We start from the raw sequence: 21989 nt of genomic DNA, 5'->3' as shown, positions 1-21989 counted from the left end.
TGTGCTAAAGGCATTGCTAGAGAGGATAGAATCTCTGGCAATGCCTTTTTTGGTGTTTCAACGAGAAGTGAGGGAATGACGATGATCGTTGTGACCCATGAAATGGGCTTTGAGCGTGAGGTTGGTGATCGTATGCTGTTCATGGAACAGGGCGAAATCGTGGAAGAAGGCAGTCCGGAGCAATTGTTTGGAATCCTGTACAAGATCGGACACAATCTTTTCTATCAAAAGTACTGTAAAAGTCTGGAAAAGTAGAATATTGCTATTTTATCAGGTATATTAGAAGAGTAAACCGTGATTCAGGGATCTACTATGAAAATTCTGTCGGATACGTGGAGAGGAGGCTCTGGGATATCTTTTGTTATCATAATCTTGCGGTGATAGAAGGAGAATACGATGAGCACATTTAAAAGCTGGTTGAACACAACCAAAAACGGACTAACAGATCAAGTGAAGAAATTCAAAAATAAAGATTTCATGAATGCGGTAGTTGCGGGCTGCGCTTTAGTTGCTGCTGCCGACGGTAAAATAGAAGAAGCTGAAAAGAATAAAATGGCTGGTTACATGAATATGAGCAATGAGCTTAAGGTGTTTGACATGAGAGATGTCATTACCCAGTTCAACTTTTATGTAAGTAACTTTGAGTTCTCACCAGAAATCGGTAAGCAGGAAGCACTGAAAGCAATCGGTAAGTTTACCGGTAAACCAGATGTGGGACGTGTAATTGTGGGTGTATGCTCAGCTATTGGATCAGCTGATGGTGATTTTGATGACAATGAAAAAGCAGTTGTGCGGCATATTTGCGGTGTCTTGGGATTAAACCCTGGTGAATTCAGTTTATAAATGATGTAATACCATATACATGAGTTCGGATGAAACGTATTTAGTTCTTTAGCGTATCACTCATATAACATCCAAAAGCTAGACAAATAGATGGTGATTCTTTTTAGAGAATGGAGGTACGTAAAGTTGGCTGGAATTAATCTGGTAAAAGGTCAGAAGATTGATCTCACAAAAGGTAATGCAGGCTTATCTAACGTAATTGTAGGTTTAGGTTGGGATCCGGCTGAGCCAGCTCGAGGATTCTTCGGTGTAAAGAAACAGGCCAACGTGGACTGTGACGCTTCAGCACTGATGCTGAACGAGAATGGTAAGCTAGTTAAGAAGGGTAACCTGGTGTGCTTCCATAACAAGCAAAGTCCTTGTAACTCTGTCATTCACTCCGGAGACAATCTCACGGGGGATGGTGACGGAGACGATGAGCAAATCATGGTTAACCTGAATGCCATTCCTTCTGATGTACACAAGGTTCTGGTAGTTGTGAATATTTATGATGCCACGAACCGTAAACAGGATTTCGGATTGATTAAATCAGCTTATATCCGTGTGATGAACGCTGTAGGCAACAATGAGCTAATCCGTTTCAACCTATCTGATAATTACAATGGCTATACGGCGCTTATTTGTGGGGAACTTTACCGTCAAGGTGGAGAGTGGAAGTTCGCCGCAATTGGTGAGGGTAGTCACGCGGCACATATCAATCAACTGGCAGAACGCTACGTATAATCCAAATAAAAGAAAAGAGGAATGTTATCATGGCAATTAATCTATCTAAAGGTCAAAAGATCGATTTAACAAAAACAAATCCAGGTCTATCCAAAATCACAGTAGGTCTTGGTTGGGACACTAATAAATATGACGGCGGTAAAGATTTCGACTTGGACGTTTCCGTATTCTTGACTAATGCGAACAGCAAAGTTGAAAAAGAAACCAACTTCATTTACTTCAATAATAAACAGAACGAGAACGCTTCTGTTGTTCATACAGGTGATAACCGTACGGGTGACGGCGATGGTGATGATGAGCAGATTCAAGTGGATCTTCTGAGTATCCCAGCGGATGTAGAGAAGGTAGCTTTTACTATTACAATTTATGAAGCTGAAACAAGAAGCCAAAACTTCGGTCAAGTTTCTCGTTCTTATGTACGTATCGTAAATGATTTGAACAATGAAGAACTAATCCGTTTTGATTTGGGTGAAGACTTCTCTATTGAAACTGGCGTTGTTGTCGGTGAATTGTATCGTCATGGTGCAGAGTGGAAGTTCAATGCAATCGGTAGCGGCTACAAAGACGGCTTGAGCGGTTTGACTCGCGATTACGGCTTGCAATAAATCTTGTAGCACACAGTGAACTGAATCCACTCATGAAAGAAGGTTATGTCAGTGACGATCAGTCTTTCCAAAGGACAGCGGATTGATCTTACCAAGACTAATCCAGGTCTGACAAAGGTAGTAGTTGGATTGGGCTGGGACACTAATAAGTATAGTGGAGGTCAAGATTTTGACCTCGATGCTTCAGCGTTTCTGCTTCATGAAGACGGCAAAGCTAAAGGTACAGATGATTTTGTATTCTATAACAACCCAAATGGTGGCGCAGGCTCTGTAGTCTACACGGGAGATAACCGTACAGGAGAAGGCGACGGAGATGACGAGCAAATTATCGTTGATTTTAGCAAAGTCCCTGCCCATATTCAGCGTATTGGTATCACCGTAACGATTTATGATTACGAAACTCGTGCACAGAATTTTGGACAAGTCTCCAATGCTTTCGTACGTGTTGTGGATGCTTCCACAGATCGTGAAGTACTCCGTTTCGACCTGGGTGAAGATTTCTCAACAGAGACGGCAGTTGTATTCTGCGAATTCTACCGCAATGGTGCGGATTGGAAATTCCAGGCAGTAGGTAGTGGTTTTGGCGGCGGCCTTAGCGCATTGTGTAAAAATTATGGGCTGGACGCGCAATAGCATCTTCCGGGCGGGGTCATCACCGATCCTGCCCTTTTTTTAATTCTTTATGGATTGCCTCACAAAGGAAATGGAATGGGTCTCGAAGTATAAACTCCACTTTGTGGGGTTATTTAAAAATATAAGAAAGTATAAGTTTCACACGATACATTATGTCTTATATTTCTCGCTTAAACGCTTGCCGTCCTTATAAGGACGCCGAAGGCGTTTATGCTTGCTCCATTTATAAAGGTGGTGTAAGAATGGGTATTACAGTTGTCAAAGGACAAAAGGTTGATTTAACTAAAGGGAATCCTGGGCTTGATTCTCTTATCGTAGAGATTGGCTGGCAATCGCCATCTTCACTTGAGATTGATACTTCTGCTTTTCTGCTTGGAGCGCAAGGTAAAGTAAGCAAAGATGAGGATTTGATATTTTATAATAATCCGTCTACACCTTATATCAGATATAAGGAAATGCCTACATCAAACAGCCTCAAGCAATTTGACGTGGAACTAAACAAAGTTCCTTCTGATATGATGAAACTCGCGTTTACACTTACCATTTATGATGGCGAGAAGCGAGGTCAAAGTTTTAGGCAGGTAAATCAGGCCTATTTTCGGATTCTGAATCAAGTAACAGGTGCGGAGCTTCTCCGATGTGATCTTGAAAATCATTTCTCCGTGGAAACGGCTGTTGTGGTAGGAGAATTATATAGATATAACGGTGAATGGAAATTCAGCGCCATTGCCGCGGGTTTTGCTGGTGGTCTACAGGAACTGTGTAGGAACTTTGGGATAGAAGCGAACGATGAACCGGCACCGACACCAATACCAGTGCCTAAGCCTGCTGCTCCGCCGCAGCCAGAGCTTAAACGCCAATCAGCGCCGGCAGCGGAGCCTAAGATTCAGATTCCACCTCCTCCTGCAGCTGCGCCTTCACCTGTAACACCCCCTCCGGTCAATCTCAACCTGAAGAAGATCGAACTGAAGAAAAAAGGCGATTCGATCAACCTGAAGAAATCAGCTGGTGGTTTGGGCGAATTGCTAATTAACCTCAACTGGAATCAGAAGCAGGGTGGAGGGCTATTTAATCGTAAAAATGGTGTGGATTTAGATCTTGCTTGTCTATATGAGTTGAAGAATGGCAGTAAGGGAGTAGTTCAGGCGCTGGGCAATGCTTTTGGCTCATTGAACCAACCTCCTTATGTCATGCTTGATGGAGATGACCGGACAGGCTCTGTAACAACCGGTGAGAATCTGCGGATTAATGGCAGCAAAATTGCTGATATTGAACGGATTCTAATTTTTTCTTTTATTTATAAAGGTGTTACCAATTGGTCAGAAGCTGACGGTGTTGTCACGATTACCCAGAGTGGTGGCCCCGATATTATTGTCAATTTGGACGAGCATAACAACCGCAAAGGCATGTGTGCTATCGCGTTATTTCGGAATGTGAATAACGAGACATTCAGTGTTGAACGGCTGGTCCAATATTACAGTGGTCATCGGGAGATTGATGAGGCATATGGTTGGGGACTGCGCTGGGTTGCTGGCAGTAAATAGACGATTTTTTCGGAGGCGCAAGTGTAATGGATTGGTTCGCTGATTTTTTTAGGAATATTAGTGAGAACTACGGTCATTTTTTCTCATGGAGCGATGTGGTAGGTACGCTCTCAGACCCGGTTAGCTGGGGCATTATTGGTAGTTTAGTTCTGCTAGAGGGACTGCTCTCTGCAGATAATGCGCTTGTTCTCGCCGTCATGGTTAAGCATTTACCTAAAGAACAACAGAAGAAGGCGCTCTTTTACGGTATTATAGGAGCTTATGTATTCAGGTTTTTGGCTATCGGTCTAGGGACATTTCTTATTAAATTCATGTTGGTTAAGGTTCTTGGTGCAGCCTATCTCTTTTATATCGCTTATGGCGGGTTATTTAAGGGCGGTGGCGATGAGAAGATTGAGAATAAGGGGTTCTCTTTTTGGAAGACGGTTCTCCTTGTTGAATTAATGGATATTGCTTTTAGTATTGATAGTGTTATTGCTGCATTTGGTGTTAGTAACCAGGTTTGGGTGCTCTTTATGGGCGGAATCATAGGCGTTCTCATGATGCGGGGAGTAGCGCAATTATTCTTGAAGCTTATTGATAAAATTCCGGAACTCGAGCGTGCCGCTTTTGCGCTTATTGCCATTATTGCTGGTAAAATGCTCGCGGGCGCTTTTGGGTACGAAATGCCACATGTATTATTCTTTTCAATCATTATTCTTGTATTCGGTGGTACGATCCTTTACAGCGTACTGCGTAAGAAAAAAGAAGCCCATAGAAATGCTTGATTTCAAAGCTAGTTGAACACTGCTGCTTTCAGGTAATCGTATATGTTTATAGCGTAGGCCTTCACTTATATATGAGAGAACCGGATAGGGTATAGCTGGTTCTGCCACTCTCTATAGGAGAGGCCTGCGCTTGTTTTGCTTGGCTTCGCAAAACTATAAGGGGGAACCATCTTGAGATACTTCGATTACCTGACGAAAGAACAAGAAATAGCCTTATTTTATAATCCGCCGATTTCATTTAACCATAATACTACGAGTAAAGATTTGCTGGCTCATGCTGTTGGAGCTGCCCTTTATATGCCAGCAACTCGTGCTAGTGTTCCCGAAGACATTTTGAAGCTTAAAAGTGCAGGACTTGTAACCGTTATTATTGATCTGGAGGATGCGATCGGAGATAACGAGGTTGACCATGCAGAGGAGTCTCTCATTCAGCATCTTATTTTTCTCGCCGCATATGAGGAGAACGAGCCAAGCGGGAGTGATAGTCTTCCGCTCCTCTTCATCCGAGTTCGTAACCCGGAGCAGCTACGGCAGCTGATTTTTCGGTTAGGATCTTTGGTTACGATGTTAACAGGGTTTGTTTTCCCTAAGTTTTCGGTCGACAACGGAATCCAATATTTCGAGGCGATAGCCGATTACAATAGAACACGCAGTTACTCAGACCCAGTGCTTTATGGCATGCCAATTCTGGAAAGTGCGCCTATTATTTACCGGGAGAGCCGGGTAGATAGTCTTTTATCTATTCGTAATTTGCTAGGCAACTACCGCGAATATGTGTTGAACGTTAGAATTGGAGCAACAGACTTCTCAAGTTTATTCGGACTGCGCCGTAGTCCTGATATTAGTATTTATGATCTTACTCCTATTCGAGACTGCATATCGGATATTATTAATATTTTTGGCAGAGTGGAAGAAGGGTATGTAATTTCCGGACCAGTCTGGGAATATTTTGCGAATAAAGGGCATCGGGTGCTCAGACCACAGCTACGGCAGACTCCGTTTGAGGACACCTATGGTAAAAACGGCCGCGACATGCGAAATAGTTACATTTCTAGCAGCATGGATGGGCTTATTCGTGAAGTGATTTTAGATAAAGAAAATGGGATCTTGGGCAAGACGATTATACATCCCTCACACCTCAGACCTGTTCAGGCCATGTACACGGTAATGCACGAGGAATATGTTGACGCCTGCAGTATCGTAGAGAGTAACGATGGTAGCCTAGGAGTCTTCAAGAGTCAATATTCTAATAAGATGAACGAGATTAAGCCGCATTTGAACTGGGCAAAACGGATTTTACTACGATCACAAATATACGGGGTGTTACATGAACAACAGCATTTTGTCGGATTATTACCCGAAAACGAATTTACACACGTATAACATAGTCGAGAACCTGCAGGTTACGGTTACCGAAACATCTAATCCCTTTCATTTGCCTGTGGATACTTTATTCTCCATGGCAGCCCGGATTAATAAGAAACGCTCCTTTTTGTTCGTCAGCAAGGTACTTGGCAAACATATCCCTGTTAATCCGTACACCTCTCTGCTAAGTGGTGCTGCATTAGCGCTGCTGTTATATCAGGAGATGAACGGTAATTCTGCGGATAATGATAGGATGGAAGATTTATTAGATAAAGCTGTACACGGACTGATGCACCCTGAGTCTGCCAAGGCAGCCTATGAGCATTTATTAGCGGCACGATTAGTTCTTCCTAGGCCTGTTGTCTTTATTGGTTTTGCTGAGACTGCAACTGCGCTGGGTCACAGTGTGTACAACATGTTTGCCGATGAAGCATCATATATTCATACTACCCGTGAACATATCATCGATTTGGAGTCCATTGTTAGCTTTGAAGAAGAGCATTCACATGCGGTTGACCATCTATGTTACGCCTTGAATACTAAGCTATTATCAGGGACTGAGCCGATTATTTTGGTGGATGATGAGATTACAACAGGGAATACAGCAATTAATACGATCCGTGATATTCAGTCCAAATTCCCTCGGGAGGAATACGTAGTCGTTTCTATTTTGGATTGGAGGAGCGGTAATAATCTTCATACCTATAGCGAATTAGAACAGGAACTGGGGATTCGGATTAAGTCCTTATGTTTGCTTCAAGGAAGTATTGAAGTAAAAGGCACGCCTTTGCTAAATGCTAGGAATGACAAAGATTTGTTATCGTCTTCAGTGGAATCCGAAGTAGTGACCACTTATGTAGTGGACGGTTTAGAACGTCTGCAGGCAACATCCGTAGATTCATATGGTGACACCAACTCGTCTCCTTATGTGAAGTACAGCGGACGTTTCGGACTGGAGTCGCTGAATAATGATGATCTTGATGTAGGAGTAACCCGGATAGCCGCTCAGCTAAGAGAACTACGAGGGGGAGATTCTAAGACTCTAGTGATGGGTGTAGGGGAATTTATGTACCTTCCTATGCGGATAGCGGCTGAGATGGGGGAAGGCATTTCATATCAGTCCTCTACTCGCAGTCCAATCCACCCTGAACGTCGGCCAGATTACGGAGTGCATAGTGCTGCCGCATATCCTTCAGCTAGCGATCCGGAAATTACAAACTTTATTTATAATGTGGATTCTGATCAGTATGATGATATATTCGTGCTGATTGAGCGTGATGTACCGCATGAACGAATGAAACCTATGCTTGATATACTGAAGACACTTGCCCGCCATAAAGTGCATCTTATTGTACTGACTCCTGTAGGAAGAAGTGGAGGCCTCCAGTATGAAGGGAACAAGTAATCATAAAGTCATGGACAAAAAAATAGCAGAACCGGTTCTGCTAGGTAGCTATCCACCGTCAGATGTTACGTTTCTGCTCAAGGATCTTAGTGACGTTTCGCTGGAGCTTGCGACAGAGGAAAGGGAGGAAGCTATCCAATCGGGTGTCCATTATTCTGAGATGTTGCCCGTTGAATATCAGCCTACCGAGCAGTATATCGACTTGTTTCATGAGACGCTGCAGCAATCAGCTAAGAAGGTTGCTTTAGCTGTTGCCATTGTTTCTGAGATGATTGTCTCAAGAAGAGGACTAAGTACGGTGCTTGTCTCTTTAGCTAGAGCAGGAACACCCATTGGTATACTGATTAAGCGTTATATAGCTGAGAGATACAAGGTAGACTTGCCGCATTATAGTATTTCTATTATTCGAGGAAAAGGTATAGATGAGAATGCGATACTCTACATTCTGCAGAAGCATGGACTTGATGCTGATTTGCAGTTTGTGGATGGGTGGACAGGAAAAGGGGCTATCCGTGGGGTGCTGATTGATTCTTGCAACACCCTCTATGAGAAGTATGGTATTCGCTTAAATGATGATCTTGCCGTATTGGCTGACCCGGGAAACTGCGCAGGCATGTTTGGGACTAGAGAAGACTATCTCATTCCTAGCGCCTGCTTAAACTCTACCGTTTCAGGGCTGATGAGCCGAACGGTGTTACACGCTGATCTCATTGGTCCTGAGGAATTTCATGGTTCAAAGTTTTATAAGGAGTGGCTGGATGCGGACGAGTCCAATGTATTTATTGATACGATTTGCCCGTATTTTTCATCCGTAGTAGCAGAAGCGAAGAATATTGCTGGACAGATGCTGGAGCATCCGCCAGAAATCACTTGGCAGGGTCTTCGTGATATTCAGAGTATTCAGGAGACTTTCGGTATAGATAACATTAATCTGATAAAGCCGGGAGTCGGCGAAACAACCCGCGTATTACTACGTAGAGTACCTTGGAAAATTCTTGTCGATACTATGGATAATCCGAATCTAAAGCATATTCTTCTCTTAGCGAAGGACCGGGGCGTTCCTGTTGAGATCTTTCCTGGGATGACGTACTCCTGCTGCGGAATAATTAAACCGCTGAAGGGGGAGACAGAATGATATATGCTAGTGATCTAGATCGTACTTTGATCTATTCTTTAGGTGCAATAGGTGTGCCGGAGAATACCCCAGGTCTAATTCCGGCGGAAATTATAGAGGGAAAGACGAGATCCTACATTTCGCAGCAAGCATTAAATCAGCTGATGGATCTGAACACACGGATTATTTTCATCCCGGTTACTACGCGTACGATACAACAATATAATCGTATTAATCTGTTTCAAGAAACGGTCATACCTGACTATGCGGTTACAAGCAATGGGGGGAATATCCTAATCGGTGGAGTTGTCGATAAGGAATGGAGAGAATCAATCGGTAGATTGGTAGCTCGTCACTCTGCTGGGGCTGAAGAGGTTAGATCATATATCAAGGCGGTTGTACGTGAGGATTGGATCATTAGTGAGAATTATTGTGATGATCTATTCTATTCCTTCATGGTTTATCGGGATCAGTTGCCTTTAGATGAAATCACTAATCTATCAGATCGGCTCTATAATCTCGGCTGGAGAGTTTCTTTACAAGGCCGCAAGCTGTACGCTGTGCCGGCTGCCGTGAACAAAAGCGATGCTATACTCCATTTGCGGCGCACCGTTCGCTCTGAACCTATGGTGGCCTCCGGGGACTCACTGCTAGATAAGAGTCTGCTTGAGAGTTCCGACTATGCTATTGCCCCTTGCCATGGTGAAATATTTGCAGAGCAACAGAGTGGTCTTGTAAAATCAAGATATCCATTCACGAAAGAATCAGGTGTATTTGCTGGAGATGAGATTTTGCAGTATGTAAATATGATCTATAATAATCTAACTGCATTGGGAGTGGGGCCACTATGAAAAAGGTAAATATTTATTTCAATCGTTGGTTTTCCGTGGCTTACCATTATATGAATCTCCTCCGCAATAACGAGGATGGTATACCGGTTCAAATCTTTGCGACACACCCGGATATTCGCCATATGTCCCTACAAGGTGCTGACTTTGCTGAAACCGAGCCGGCGCTGAAGGGAATAGAATATGTTCAGTTTTGCGTTGATTTCTGTCGGCGTAATGAGATCGATGTTTTTATTCCACGGTTGCATATGCTTGATATTGCTCTCCATGCGGCAATGTTTGATGCGATTGGTACAAAGGTTCTGGTCTGTAGAGATCTTGATTTGCTGGAGTCCATTATGGACAAAGGTAAATTTTACGAGAATGTTAGTGAGCAGGGCATTATGAGTATCCCGGATTATCATGTAGTTAGTACAGCGGAGCAGTTTAAAGACGCTTACGAGGACCTTGTTGCCAAGGGACATCGTGTTTGCTTTAAGCCTACTGAAACAGAAGGCGGGTTAGGCTTCCGTATTATCGACAATACCCGCGATCCTCTTCAAGAGCTTTTTGGGTATGTAACTCCATTGATTACGTTTGATGATGCCTATCGTATTCTTGCAAGCAAAGAGACCTTCCCTGATTTGATGGTGATGGAATTACTGGAGGGTTACGAGTATAGTATAGATTGTCTGGCAGATGAGAACGGTAAGCTGTTAGTAGCTGTGCCACGTCGAAAAGTGGGCGGTCGTCTGCGATTGATGGAGCATATTCCTGAACTGGAGGAGATTGCAGCTAGAGTTGCAGAAGTTTACAAGATCCCCTTCAATTTCAATATTCAAATGAAATACAATGGAGATACTCCAAAGCTGTTGGAAATTAACCCACGAATGTCCGGTGGACTGCATATGTCATGTCTGTCAGGGATTAACTTTCCTTATTTAGCCGTTAAAAGCGCACTCGGTGGCGAGGTTCAGCCTATGAATTTTGAAGGTGATGTATTGGCTAGCCATCTGGAGCAACCGATGATTATGAAAATAAACGGCCAATCTGTCATTCCGGATGCCGTGAATTGAGCGTTCATAAAGTCGCTCACAAGAGGTGAGAACAATTCAGTTTAAATCGAAAGTATTGCTTTACGCCGGTATCGGCTACGTTGTTGCTGTATTAACGAGTTCTTTTCTTCCCGAATTCATCTCTCTGCTGTTGCCTTTAGCGGGTGCGGGGATAGGTGCTCTGGTAACGAGAAGTCCAAAAACCAATCTCCCAGCGGAGGTGTTGCCAGCAGGCCCGGTGACGACAACTATTGCTCCGATACCCGCTGCGAGTGCTCCTCAATTAAGCAACACGACAAATGATACTACATCAGGTAATCACAGCTATGACGGTAGAACTGAGAGCGCGGTGAAGATTGGACCGGAGTTCGCTCCAGTTGTGGAGTATCTTAGCATTCTGGAAGATATGATTATCTCAGAAGGGCAGAAGGATACGCTGGACAATGAAATTGTCGAGAAATCATTGGCGCTCTTCGCGAGGCTTCAACGTGTAATTCCACTGCTGCAGGAGCTGAATAACGGCGAGATTAATCATACGGTCCGCAGATTGATTCTGAAGGATTTGAATGGTGTAATCAACCCGTTCTTACGCCTAGGCGGTGAAGCAAAGACGAAGAATCGGAGAATGCTGCTGAACGGTCTAAGAGATGTCGATTCCAAAATATCGGATATTGCGTCCACGATCGAACATAAAGACCTGATGGAACTTCAGACGAAGGCGGAACTGATTCATCAGCGGTACAGCAGTTCCGAACTATAGGAGGGAATCCCATGTCCACGCAGTTGATCCAATTAAAAAAAGAAGATGAACAAAAGGTAGTCGAGGAAGCGGCACAATTAATTGAGAAGGTATCCCAAACGGATACTGTTACACTGGATTCCTTGATGGATGATATCGGTAAGCTTGGGGTTAAGACGCAGGAAAAAGCAGGACAAACCTTGAAGCTGCTGGATCGCCCGGTGAATGACCTGATGTCTGGTAAACGCGTTGAAGTGCCTAACATGATTATGAAGCTGCGGAATGAGTGTGAGAATCTGCAGCAAAGTAAGAATGTGAGCTTCTTTGGCAAGATGCTACGCAAGAGTCCGATGAAGAACTATGTGTACAAATATCAGTCGGTCCGCACGAACATTGATGCCATTGTTACAGGGCTTCGCGATGGTAGAGATACCCTCGAAGAGAGCATTGTGAATATGCGTCAGCTGAAACGTACTTCCATGGAAGAGATCTATAACCTACAGACCAAAATTGCTTTCGGCACTAAGTTGAAAGAGTTGTTCGAGGTAGAGATCGCGAAGCCTGAGAATGAGTACCGTAAAGCTTATCTGGAGCGCGGTTTGCGTAAAGTGATGGTTCGAATTCAGTCGATGACAGAAATGATTCTGCTGTACAATCAAGCGATTGCTGCTACAGATATTATTAATGACAATAATGACAAGCTGATTGATTCCGTGAATAACGCTATTGATAAGACCTCTAATCTGATCACGGTGTCGGCAATGATTGCGATGTCTTTAGCGGATCAGGAGAACGTCATCAATGCTGTAGAAGCGACGAATAAGACCATTGAAGATCAATTTAAAGAAAATGCACGTCTGCTGCGTACCACTACAGAGAAAACAACCGAGTTGCTGTCTAAGCCTTCTATGTCTATGGAAGCTGTGAATCAAGCGATCGGTGATCTGCTTAGCGCATTAGACACTTCAGAACAGTCCAACCGTCGCATTATTGAGAGCTGCCAGGATTATACGTCTAAAATGACGGCAATCAATACTCAACTAGGCAATCGTTTAGGACTAAATGAGGCGGACAAGCCTCAGGCACTGAAGCAAGGAGAGGCTGAGAGTCAACTGAGCAGTTTCTTGAACTAAATTGTTTCTGACAATAATAAAAATACAGAGAATAGATTGAGAAGCCTGTTGAATTCATTCAACAGGCTTTTTTAAACGCCAATACTCAATCATAAAGCCCTATCTTCACACATAAGTTGTCACAAGACTACATGTGGAGGAAGTGAGGATAGGCATATGATCTTAGGGTGCTTGATACTCGTGCTTATCATCGTAGCCAGTAGTGAAAGAGCAGAAGCGATTGCAAAAATGAATGAGGACACTTAGGATTTTTACCATGATTTGGTTCAAGTAATTTCCAGCTGGTTATTGGGTATAATAACGCAAGATTGCACGATTAGCCCATAACTAGCTGGAAAACCCAAATTCCTAAGGAGGTCACATGGAGAACGAGGCGCTGCTACAGGTTGAACAATTAGCACTTAAGAAACAAAAGATCTATCGGCAAAGTATATTGCGCTATATTGCCAGAGCCATGCTGGCCAGTATGTTTATCGGGTTCGGCGTAATTGTAGCATTCAAGACAGGCAACTACTTCTATATGGAGCATTCACCATTTGCGTATCCAATGGCTGCGATTACTTTTGGAGCAGCGATCATCCTAATCTCATACGGGGGAGGGGACTTATTTACCGGAGATACTTTCTACTACACGTACACGGCTTTGAGGCGCAAAATGAAATGGACCGAGGTTGTACGCATGTGGGTCATGAGTTATATAGGTAACATTCTTGGTGCTGCTGCATTTGCACTGTTGATTTTTTTAACAGGCCTGTTTTACAGTTCTGATGTAAATGGTTTTTTACTATATGTGGTTGAGCATAAAATGGAGGCTCCGGCAGGTCAGCTTTTTTTTCGTGCTATCCTCTGTAACTGGCTCGTTTGTATGGCTTTTTTCATCCCGATGAATATAAAGGGCGATGGGGCCAAAATGTTCGCAATGGTCTTATTCGTATTCTGTTTTTTCATCTCCGGTTATGAGCATAGTATTGCCAATATGTGTACCTTTGCAATTGCATTAGTCCTTGACCATCCCGGAACGGTTTCGTGGGGCGGTGTGGTACATAATCTTGTGCCCGTTACAATCGGAAATCTAATTGGCGGTGGAGTTCTGATGGGGGTTATGTATTATTATGTGAACAAACCTTTTCTGGATGATCCGAAACATTAAGAAGAAATAATGTGAATCCGCAACTTCGCTCTTTAAAAGGGCGGAGTTTTTTTGTGCTGCAAGAAATTTATTCGCATTGGGATATTTTGATTTTTTAGGGTTCAAAAGGATTAGGGGGAAAGAAGTAGAATACATATTAGTATTACAAAATTGAAGATTCATACAGAATGGGGTAAGGCTTTGGAAAAGACAACAGGGGTACTGACGGATGAGACTATCATTAAGGCTTCCAATCAGCATTGCATGGATCAAGGAATAGACCCTGAGCAGCCTCCTATTTTTCCAAAATGTTATGCTGCAGATGAACTGGGGTCACAACTCCGTGTATATAGTGAAGTGATTGAGGTTATTGATTTTTTTGTGACTAAGTTTCTTTCTTCAGTAAAAGGTAATCCGATCCTTGTTACGATATCGGATGATGCAGGTTATCTATTGGCGTTCAAAGGGGATCCGACAATTGTTGATCTCGTTGGGCAGGTTGGCATCAAAGAAGGTGTGCAACTAAATAAAGAAGTGGGTACAAATTCAATTGCGTTGTGTCTCGAACACCAGCGGCCTTTTCAGTTGAAGGGACAAGACCATTATCATCAAATTCTTCATCGTTTAGTATGCTGTACGGCTCCTTTTTATAAAGAGGATGGACGAGAAATATTGGGGACGATATCATTTATGGCGGATATAGATGTGGCGCATCCCCACTTATTGCCTTTACTCTGTACCATGGCTGACTCCATCGAACGCGAGATTTTGCTGCGTAGAGGGAATGCTGAGCTTCAGCTTTTAAATCGAATCCTATTGGATACCAATTATTTGGGTGTTATTATAACGGATGAACTCGGAACGATCGTCAATATAAATGAGAACTGCTTAAACATGCTTCATTTGGATGGTGAACATCAAGAATCTGTTATCGGTGCCAGTGTCTTCGAAATTCGAAATGTGGGCTCTTATTTTCAGCATGTCATTCTTCAGCAAGAGGCATGTGCTGGGCTGGAAGTGATTCAAGAGAGCAACGGTTTGTTTGAACATTATATGCTGGATGTGCTTCCGGTTTATGATTCGAATGCATGTTTAGCTCGTGTGATTGGGAGTCTTCGTAATATCACAGAGATGAAAAAAACGGAAGAAGTGCTGCGCAATACAGAGAAGCTAGTGGTTGCTGGACAACTAGCCATGAGTATCGCACATGAGATTCGCAATCCGCTAACTACAGTGAAAGGAATGCTTCAACTGGCCAATAAAGATTCGCAACTGCTACATTATGATCTTATTATGTCAGAAGTAGAAAGAATGAACCTCATTGTGAGTGAGTTCCTCATACTAGGTAAACCGCAGGCCGCGCATTATAGGGTAGAACAATGTAGCACGATTCTGCAGGAAGTGCTCAGCATCTTTGCGATTCAAGTGGAGATGAATAATATATCATTGAACACGCAATTCCATTTTGATGCGAATATTTTGTGTGATCGCAATCATATCAAGCAGGTCTTCCTAAACATCCTAAGAAACTCAATGGAAGCCTTGCCCTTTGGCGGAAGCATTACAGTTGCCCTAGATGTGGAGAATGGCTTCCAGAAGATTACCTTCACAGACAACGGAGAGGGTATGAACCAGGAAGTACTGGAGAAATTAGGCCAGCCTTTTCACACGACCAGAGGTGATGGTAATGGACTGGGAATCATGATTGTTAAAAAGATAGTATCTGCACATAGAGGGCGAGTGGCCATAGCGAGTGAAGTGGGCGTAGGTACGGCCGTTACGATTTATCTGCCAATAAAATAAAGGGCTTGTCTTGACTATTTCTTCGTCATGCAAGCAGTAATTCATAATAAAAGACTCTTCCGCCCAAGCAGGCTGGAAGAGTCTTTTGTTTGGAGATAGTCTACCACTTGGATCCGCCTGATGAATTTCGGCCGGACTTCCCTCCGCCGCCCCAAGAAGATCCGCCGGAGGATCTGCCACCGCTGCCGCCTCCACCCCAGGAGGAGCCACCGGAGGAGCGTCCTCCACCGAATCCACCTGATGAAGGTGGGCCAGAGGACATTCGTTTGCGAGCCTGCGCGCGACGTTGCTGTTCTCTCATCATAGCTAATTGAGCTAGTCGTTCTTCTTCTTCCTTCTGACGAACGAGTCGGTTCGCTTCATTCACAAAGGAAGTGATCTGTGAATCATAAGAACGGCCAAGGGACTCCAGTTCCTCAAGATTATAAGGCCGGGATGCCAGGCGATGATCCAGTGCACTGTATTCCGGCAGTAAGGATAGCTCGAAGTGAATTCTAGAAGATAATCCTCTGCTATGCAGCATTCGCTGGGTCGTTTCCACCCGGCTTTGCCCTTCGGAAAAGAGGCGAGTGACCTTATCCAGTCTTTCATGAAGTGCATTTAGACTTTCTGAGACACCATCGAACTGTCTTGCAGCTTCATCTAGGAGGGACAGCAACTGTTCTAGCGCATTGTGGGCCTTATCATATTCGCCGCGCTCATCACTGGTCCAATTCTCAATCTGCGCCACTTCACTAGCACCTTCCCGAAGACGTGTGCTCCACTCTGTAAGGATGTTCTCCACAGTTGACACATGTTGTTCTTCAAAATACATACGTGCTTCGGTAATCCGGCTTTGCAGTCCGTCTCGCCGCTGTTTTAATTGGCTCCATTCGGTGCGGAATGTCTCTAAATCTCTGCGGTTGTTCTGCCGAAGGAGTGCTTGTTGTTCTGTCATAGCAACAGCCTCATCCAGGAGAAGGTCAAGAGTGGCGCCAATCTTGCGCACCTCATCCATATCTCCAACACGCAGCGGCGCTTCAAGCGTCAGCGATTCTGCGCGGGCCTGCTCCAGACGGTCAAATGGTTTTACCTTCATGTTGTGGAGTGAATTCTGCTCGATGATGTTTGTGATTTTGGTACGGGCTGCAGCTAATACCGTAGGGAACTGGTTTAGCTTATCATCGTAGAGATCGACATCCTTCAGGTCTTGTTCAATCTTTTCTTGGCGATCTTGTGCATCCTCGGTAATTTCTTGTGCGGCGATAGGGTCAAAAAGCTCCAATTGATCTGCCTTAGAGGTCTCCTCGGCAAGCTCCTTGAGCTCTTCTACAATTTCTTGAAGTGCATAGCCAGTTTCTTTAACCGCACCTTGTAGCTGCTCTTCAAGCTCTGGTGCATCCTCTTTCAGCTCTGTAATTCGCTGTTTAACATTGCGATCAGCTTCACTGATGACAGCAATGTTCTTCTCTTCCTCCTCAAGCGCTGCGCGGAAGGAGTCCTCTGTCTGCTGTAATTGTTCCACGGCTGCCTTAAGGGCAGTCAAACGATAAAAGGGTAGCTGTACACCTTGCCCATCATTTTGCAGTGAAGAGATTTCAACGAGCTTTGCAGAGAGTCGTTTTGAAATGCCTTCTACCAGTACCTCGGTTTTTCCCTGAACGATCCCTTGAAATGGCTTTAATGACTCCAATGCTCGATTCGCCCGTACTAGCAAATCGGATAACTGCTCTTGTTGTGCGTTTAGCTGTTTGCGTCGACGTAGACCTGTGATTACTATAAATAGCACAAGTAGTATCAGTACGATTCCGATTAGAATGGCAGCAATCGTAAACATGGAGCTACTGGAGCGGCTTCCTGTACTGACCGAATTCCCTGGTTTACCGGAGGTTCCGTTCCCTGAACCGCTATTCGTACTGCCAACTGCGCTACCGCTTCCTGCACTTCCTCCAGCATTTCCGGTACTCTCCCCGATGGAATGGACCGCTTTAATTAAAGCCTTTGTCCCTCCAGCGAAGTCTCCTTCTCTGGCATAAGGGATGAAATAAGTATCAAGCAGCGCTGTAATGGCAGCACTTCCTGATTTCCCTCCCTGATTTTGGGACCAGGCATTTAACGAGGTTTGAAAGCCAGGATTGTTAAAATTAAGTTCAATGGACTGATCGCCAGCGGAGATCAACAAGAGAATATCGCGAGTGGACAGTCCCCATGAGGCGTAAGTATCTTCGGCGTATTTATCAGCCGGAGTACCGTTTAAGGAATCTACGGTGAGTACATGCAAAGTAACAAGATCTCCAGTGGCAGTAGCAGAAATGGACGTCGCTTCTGCGGAACTAAACATTCCAGCTTTATCGGTTACTAATCCCTGCTCAGCAGGGATTTCGGCGGCGTATGCAACGGGTATCCATAACACGCTGATCAATAAGAATAAAGCTAAATACTTTTTCAAGCTGACACGCTCCAATCTGAAGGACTTTGTATTCAATATATTATGCTGATAATTATACTATATCATTAACCCTCACGTGACGCGGGGATACTCCTATTCTTACATGGCTGCCAATCATACAAGCAAAAAAAGCCGCATTCCCTAAAGGAATGCGGCGAATATTCAGAAAGATTATCTTGTCGGCAGACAAAGAATGTATTGCAATCTGGATTTAATTTCTTTTTGCCATTTTAAATCTCCAACTTTAACGGCAAGATTGAGCAGATCCAGATAATCGTCAACCTGTAGTGTTGTTCGGGTAGAGGTAACGTTCATGGGTGATCAGTCTCCTTTTAACTTAAATATAGTAAAGTGAAATCAATAACTTATTTAATAATGATAATCATTATCAACTTGTATCATTATTGCTATTATCCACATTTTCCATCTAAAAAGCAATATAAAAATGTAGCATCCGTAATTTTATATAATTTACAAAGGGAAAGGTTCGTTGATGGGATTTGCGTATATTATGTGACGAGGAAAGAAAAAGCAGGGGTATTGCCATATTTTGTCGAATAACATTTAGGATATTACTGTAAATTCAGTAAAAAGGGGGAATGAGCGATGAAGCAGTGCAGACTGTTGCTTCTGATTAGCATTCTATTTATGCTCTTACCTCCTACTGCCATTCACGCCGAAAGAAAGGAGATCGAATATCAAGTAGAGCTGGAATATCCACCTTATAAATATATAAAAGATGGGTACATGACCGGTTTTGATATTGAATTGAGTAATATGATCTTTGAGAAGCAGGATTACGATGTCCACTACAGTACAGGGAAGTGGTCTGATGTATATAATCGGCTCGTTCAGGGAGATATCGAAACAGCGGGTCTAATAGCAGTAACGGAAGGACGAAAACAAGAGTTGTTATTTTCGGAACCTGTTTTCAAAAGCTATATTTCAATCTACGCAAGGCGAGGGCTTAAGGGTGAGATCGATTTAAATAAGCTTGGAGGTTATAAGATAGGTCTAGGAAACGGGCAGTATTCTGAAACAGTACTGAACGGGAAACTGGGAATTAATGATTACGTAGAATATGCAACGATTCCTGAAGCCTTGGAGGCTTTAGAAAAAGGGGAGGTTGACCTTCTATTTGAGAATCAGGAGGTGGTCGATTATCTGCTCGTTGAACAGGGGAAGACGGACAGTATTATTAAGGAAATGAATGATCTTTATCCCAGGGATGTGGCTTTTGCAATCAATAAGTCTACACCGGAGTTAGTTTCTTATGTTAACGAGAGATTGGTGGAATTACAGCATTCGGGTGCTTTTGAAGAATTGTACCAGAACTATTTCTTCGTTCATTCTGATTATTATAAAGGCATGATCCACAAAAGATGGGTTTACGGAGCAATCCTTCTATTCTGTCTTCTTATGCTGGGTGGAGTCCTGCTTAAAATGAATATTAATCGTTTACGGCGTGCTGTTTATTCAGAGCATCAATTTTTTGAGGATGTTATAGAGCATAGTGGTATGGTAGTTTGGGCGGTGCAGGCAGATAAAAAGGTAGTGCGGTTTAACAAGTTTGCTGAGCGGATGACGGGTTTAAGCGAAAAAGAGGTGCTGGGAGTAAATATTGAGGATATCGATGGTCTAAAAGGTAGTACGGCTGCAATCCGTGATCTTTTGATGCGGGCAATACGGAATGAATATGTTAACAACGTAGAAATTAAGCTCCCAGACCAGTCATCTGAAGCGCGATATTTCTCATTCCGGACAGCCTTATTAAAAGGACTTGATAAGCAAGCAGCCGATATCTTTGTACTTGTAGGTGTGGATATCGATAATCGTAAACAAAATGAGCTGAGGCTACAGCTAAGTTATAAGGAATTGGAAGCTACATACGAAGAGCTCTCAGCGACAGAGGTCGATCTACAGGAACAATTTAATAGGCTTCAAATCAGTGAACGACGTTTCCGGCTCACCACAGAAGGTTCTGGTGCATATATGTGGGAGTTTGATTTGGAGGCGAGACGATTTCATTTATCAGACCGATGGTATGACCTCATAGGTTACACGAAGGATGAAATTAACTCGTTTGAAGAGGGAGCTTTTAGTATTGTTCATCCCGATGACCTAGCTTCAACCCGTAAGCTTAAACATGATCACCTGGAGGGTGTTACACCTATTTTCGAAACGGAGTTCCGCATGATTACCAAAGACAATCAAATCGTGTGGTTTGAAGTTAGGGGTAAGGCTACCGTTAATCCAAAGGATGAAGTTCTGTTATTTATGGGCTCCTTGATTGATATCAGCGAGCGGAAGCAAGCGGAGCTTAATCTGAGCAACAGCTACCAAGAACTTGGGGCGACCTATGAGCAGCTCGCGACTACTCAACAGGAGCTTCTGGTACAATATAATATGCTTCTAGACAATCAGAAACATATGCATCGTCTGGCTTATGTGGATGCGCTCAGTAATTTACCTAACCGTTTATGTCTGCTGGAGACCATGGAGAAGTATCTAAAGCATCCGGAAGGGAAATTTGCACTACTGTTTCTAGATTCAGATAATTTCAAATACATCAACGATACCTTAGGTCATAAATCCGGGGATGTACTCATCCGGAAGGCAAGTGAGAGATTGCAGTCACTGATGCGGGAAGGAGATATGCTCTCACGGCTAGGTGGAGATGAATTTGTTATTTTTATTAAGGATACAGAGGACCGTGAGGCTGTATTGAATCTGGCAGAGCGTATAATGAGAGCGTTCAGGCAGTCCTTTTTAATAGGAGAGAGTAATCTGTACGTCTCGCTAAGCATCGGAATTTCCTTTTATCCAGAGGATGGGGAGACGGCCGAGCAAATTTTGAGTAATGCGGATGTGGCGATGTACCGCGCTAAAGAGGATGGCAAGGGAACTTATGTAGTCTATGACAAATCGATGCATACAGCGTTTAATGAACGAATGAATATAGAGAAACATTTGCGCAGTGCTATGAACAATAATGAATTTGAACTGAACTATCAGCCCCAGATGGATATCGAATCCGGATTCATCTCAGGCTTTGAAGCTTTAATTCGTTGGAACAGCCCATCGCTTGGTTCTGTATCTCCACTTTCGTTTATAAAAATTGCTGAGGATTCCAGACTGATCATCGATATTGGTGAATGGGTGCTTCGCGAATCTTGCATCTTTATGAAAGGTATTCAAGATCGTACAGGTGTTCCTTATAAAATATCGGTCAACATTTCGATTATTCAGCTATTCCAGAACGATTTTATCGAGATGGTACAGGATAGTCTGGCAGTAAGTGGCCTAAATCCAAGCTGTCTTGAGCTGGAAATCACGGAGTCTATTTTTATGAAATCATTTGAGAGTATTCTGGGTAAGCTGCAGTTTCTTAAATCTAAGGGCATTAGTATCGCCTTGGATGATTTCGGAACGGGTTACTCATCACTTAGCTATTTGCAGCAATTGCCGATTTCAACGCTCAAGATGGATAAAACCTTTATTGATTCACTCTCAGAAAAAGCTAACAGCCAGTCTTTTGTGCAGTCCATTATACAGTTGGGGCATAATATGGGACTAAAAGTTGTAGCAGAGGGTGTAGAAGAGGTTATTCAAATGGATTTGCTCAAGCAATTAGGCTGCGACAAGGTTCAAGGCTACCTGATTAGCAGACCTGTGCCAAAGCAGGCAGTCGAAGAGCTTTTGGAAACACAGAGGCGCTATGGGCTTTAGCAGTCAGATTCAAACAGATGAACACAAACAAGCCCGTGAAAAGATCCGTGGGCTTATTTGTTCAAATATAAGAATTTATAAGTTTCACGCTATATATTTTTCCTTATATTTCTCGCATAAACGCTTACCGTCCATTAGGGACGTCGA

At 43.5% G+C, this 21989-nt stretch carries 18 protein-coding genes and 1 pseudogene; 17 read left to right on the top strand and 2 right to left on the bottom strand.

Translation table 11 applies throughout. The features are described 5' to 3' along the window. Positions 1-69 precede the first annotated feature (69 nt). The 16 genes and pseudogenes from MKY52_RS07440 to MKY52_RS07365 all read left to right on the top strand — a co-directional run. A pseudogene (locus tag MKY52_RS07440) lies at positions 70-239 on the top strand (peptide ABC transporter ATP-binding protein); the annotation flags it as partial. A gap of 157 nt (positions 240-396) precedes the next feature. Further along, the gene (locus MKY52_RS07435) at positions 397-843 is read left to right on the top strand and encodes a tellurite resistance TerB family protein (protein ID WP_234532780.1); all 447 of its coding nucleotides are present in this window, start codon (positions 397-399) and stop codon (positions 841-843) included. Positions 844-969: 126 nt separating this feature from the next. Continuing rightward, a complete protein-coding gene (locus MKY52_RS07430) occupies positions 970-1566 on the top strand; it encodes a TerD family protein (protein ID WP_076285126.1) in 597 nt (198 codons plus the stop codon). Between the two features lie 29 nt (positions 1567-1595). After that, complete coding sequence (locus MKY52_RS07425) at positions 1596-2171, top strand: TerD family protein (RefSeq protein ID WP_042184261.1); 576 nt, start codon at positions 1596-1598, stop codon at positions 2169-2171. Positions 2172-2222: 51 nt separating this feature from the next. After that, entirely contained in the window at positions 2223-2804 is a 582-nt protein-coding gene (locus tag MKY52_RS07420) for a TerD family protein (RefSeq protein WP_076299900.1), read from the top strand. Positions 2805-3046: 242 nt separating this feature from the next. Continuing rightward, complete coding sequence (locus MKY52_RS07415) at positions 3047-4348, top strand: TerD family protein (RefSeq protein WP_341050706.1); 1302 nt, start codon at positions 3047-3049, stop codon at positions 4346-4348. 26 nt (positions 4349-4374) lie between these two features. Continuing rightward, a complete protein-coding gene (locus MKY52_RS07410; RefSeq protein ID WP_042123539.1) occupies positions 4375-5115 on the top strand; it encodes a TerC family protein in 741 nt (246 codons plus the stop codon). A gap of 171 nt (positions 5116-5286) precedes the next feature. Next, complete coding sequence (locus MKY52_RS07405) at positions 5287-6498, top strand: HpcH/HpaI aldolase/citrate lyase family protein (protein ID WP_231573371.1); 1212 nt, start codon at positions 5287-5289, stop codon at positions 6496-6498. Positions 6499-6574: 76 nt separating this feature from the next. Next, positions 6575-7885, top strand: coding sequence for a phosphoribosyltransferase family protein (locus MKY52_RS07400; RefSeq protein WP_341053356.1), 1311 nt, complete (start codon positions 6575-6577; stop codon positions 7883-7885). After that, positions 7869-9020, top strand: coding sequence for a cysteine protease StiP family protein (locus MKY52_RS07395; protein WP_341050704.1), 1152 nt, complete (start codon positions 7869-7871; stop codon positions 9018-9020). The genes MKY52_RS07400 and MKY52_RS07395 overlap by 17 nt, the downstream gene beginning before the upstream one ends. Beyond that, positions 9017-9850, top strand: a complete 834-nt coding sequence (locus tag MKY52_RS07390) for an HAD family hydrolase (RefSeq protein WP_341050701.1) — start codon at positions 9017-9019, stop codon at positions 9848-9850. The genes MKY52_RS07395 and MKY52_RS07390 overlap by 4 nt, the downstream gene beginning before the upstream one ends. Continuing rightward, a complete protein-coding gene (locus MKY52_RS07385; protein WP_076285131.1) occupies positions 9847-10902 on the top strand; it encodes an ATP-grasp domain-containing protein in 1056 nt (351 codons plus the stop codon). The genes MKY52_RS07390 and MKY52_RS07385 overlap by 4 nt, the downstream gene beginning before the upstream one ends. Before the next feature lie 34 nt (positions 10903-10936). Then, positions 10937-11641: a hypothetical protein gene (locus tag MKY52_RS07380; protein WP_341053355.1), complete on the top strand. Its 705-nt coding sequence runs from the start codon at positions 10937-10939 to the stop codon at positions 11639-11641. Between the two features lie 11 nt (positions 11642-11652). Beyond that, entirely contained in the window at positions 11653-12753 is a 1101-nt protein-coding gene (locus MKY52_RS07375) for a toxic anion resistance protein (RefSeq protein WP_042184271.1), read from the top strand. Between the two features lie 361 nt (positions 12754-13114). Further along, positions 13115-13903: a formate/nitrite transporter family protein gene (locus MKY52_RS07370; RefSeq protein ID WP_076299896.1), complete on the top strand. Its 789-nt coding sequence runs from the start codon at positions 13115-13117 to the stop codon at positions 13901-13903. Positions 13904-14083: 180 nt separating this feature from the next. Further along, on the top strand, positions 14084-15685 hold the full coding sequence (locus MKY52_RS07365) for an ATP-binding protein (protein WP_341050698.1): 1602 nt from the start codon (positions 14084-14086) through the stop codon (positions 15683-15685). Positions 15686-15785: 100 nt separating this feature from the next. On the opposite strand, the gene MKY52_RS07360 is transcribed toward MKY52_RS07365, so the two are convergent. Then, positions 15786-18113 (bottom strand): septation ring formation regulator EzrA, encoded by a 2328-nt coding sequence (locus MKY52_RS07360; RefSeq protein ID WP_341050697.1) that lies wholly within the window; start codon positions 18111-18113, stop codon positions 15786-15788. A gap of 171 nt (positions 18114-18284) precedes the next feature. Then, positions 18285-18428 carry a hypothetical protein gene (locus MKY52_RS07355; RefSeq protein ID WP_167348483.1) on the bottom strand — a complete coding sequence of 48 codons (144 nt, stop codon included), beginning with the start codon at positions 18426-18428 and terminating at the stop codon, positions 18285-18287. A 291-nt stretch (positions 18429-18719) separates the two neighbouring features. On the opposite strand from MKY52_RS07355, the gene MKY52_RS07350 reads away from it, so the two are divergent. Next, positions 18720-21842, top strand: a complete 3123-nt coding sequence (locus tag MKY52_RS07350; protein ID WP_341050694.1) for an EAL domain-containing protein — start codon at positions 18720-18722, stop codon at positions 21840-21842. The last annotated feature ends 147 nt before the right edge of the window (positions 21843-21989 follow it).

The sequence above is a fragment of the Paenibacillus sp. FSL P4-0184 genome, assembly GCF_038004625.1.
Classification (GTDB): Bacteria; Bacillota; Bacilli; order Paenibacillales; family Paenibacillaceae; genus Paenibacillus_AQ.
The sequence above is the reverse complement of the archived record's forward strand: the minus strand, read 5'-3'. Positions and strand labels throughout refer to the sequence as shown.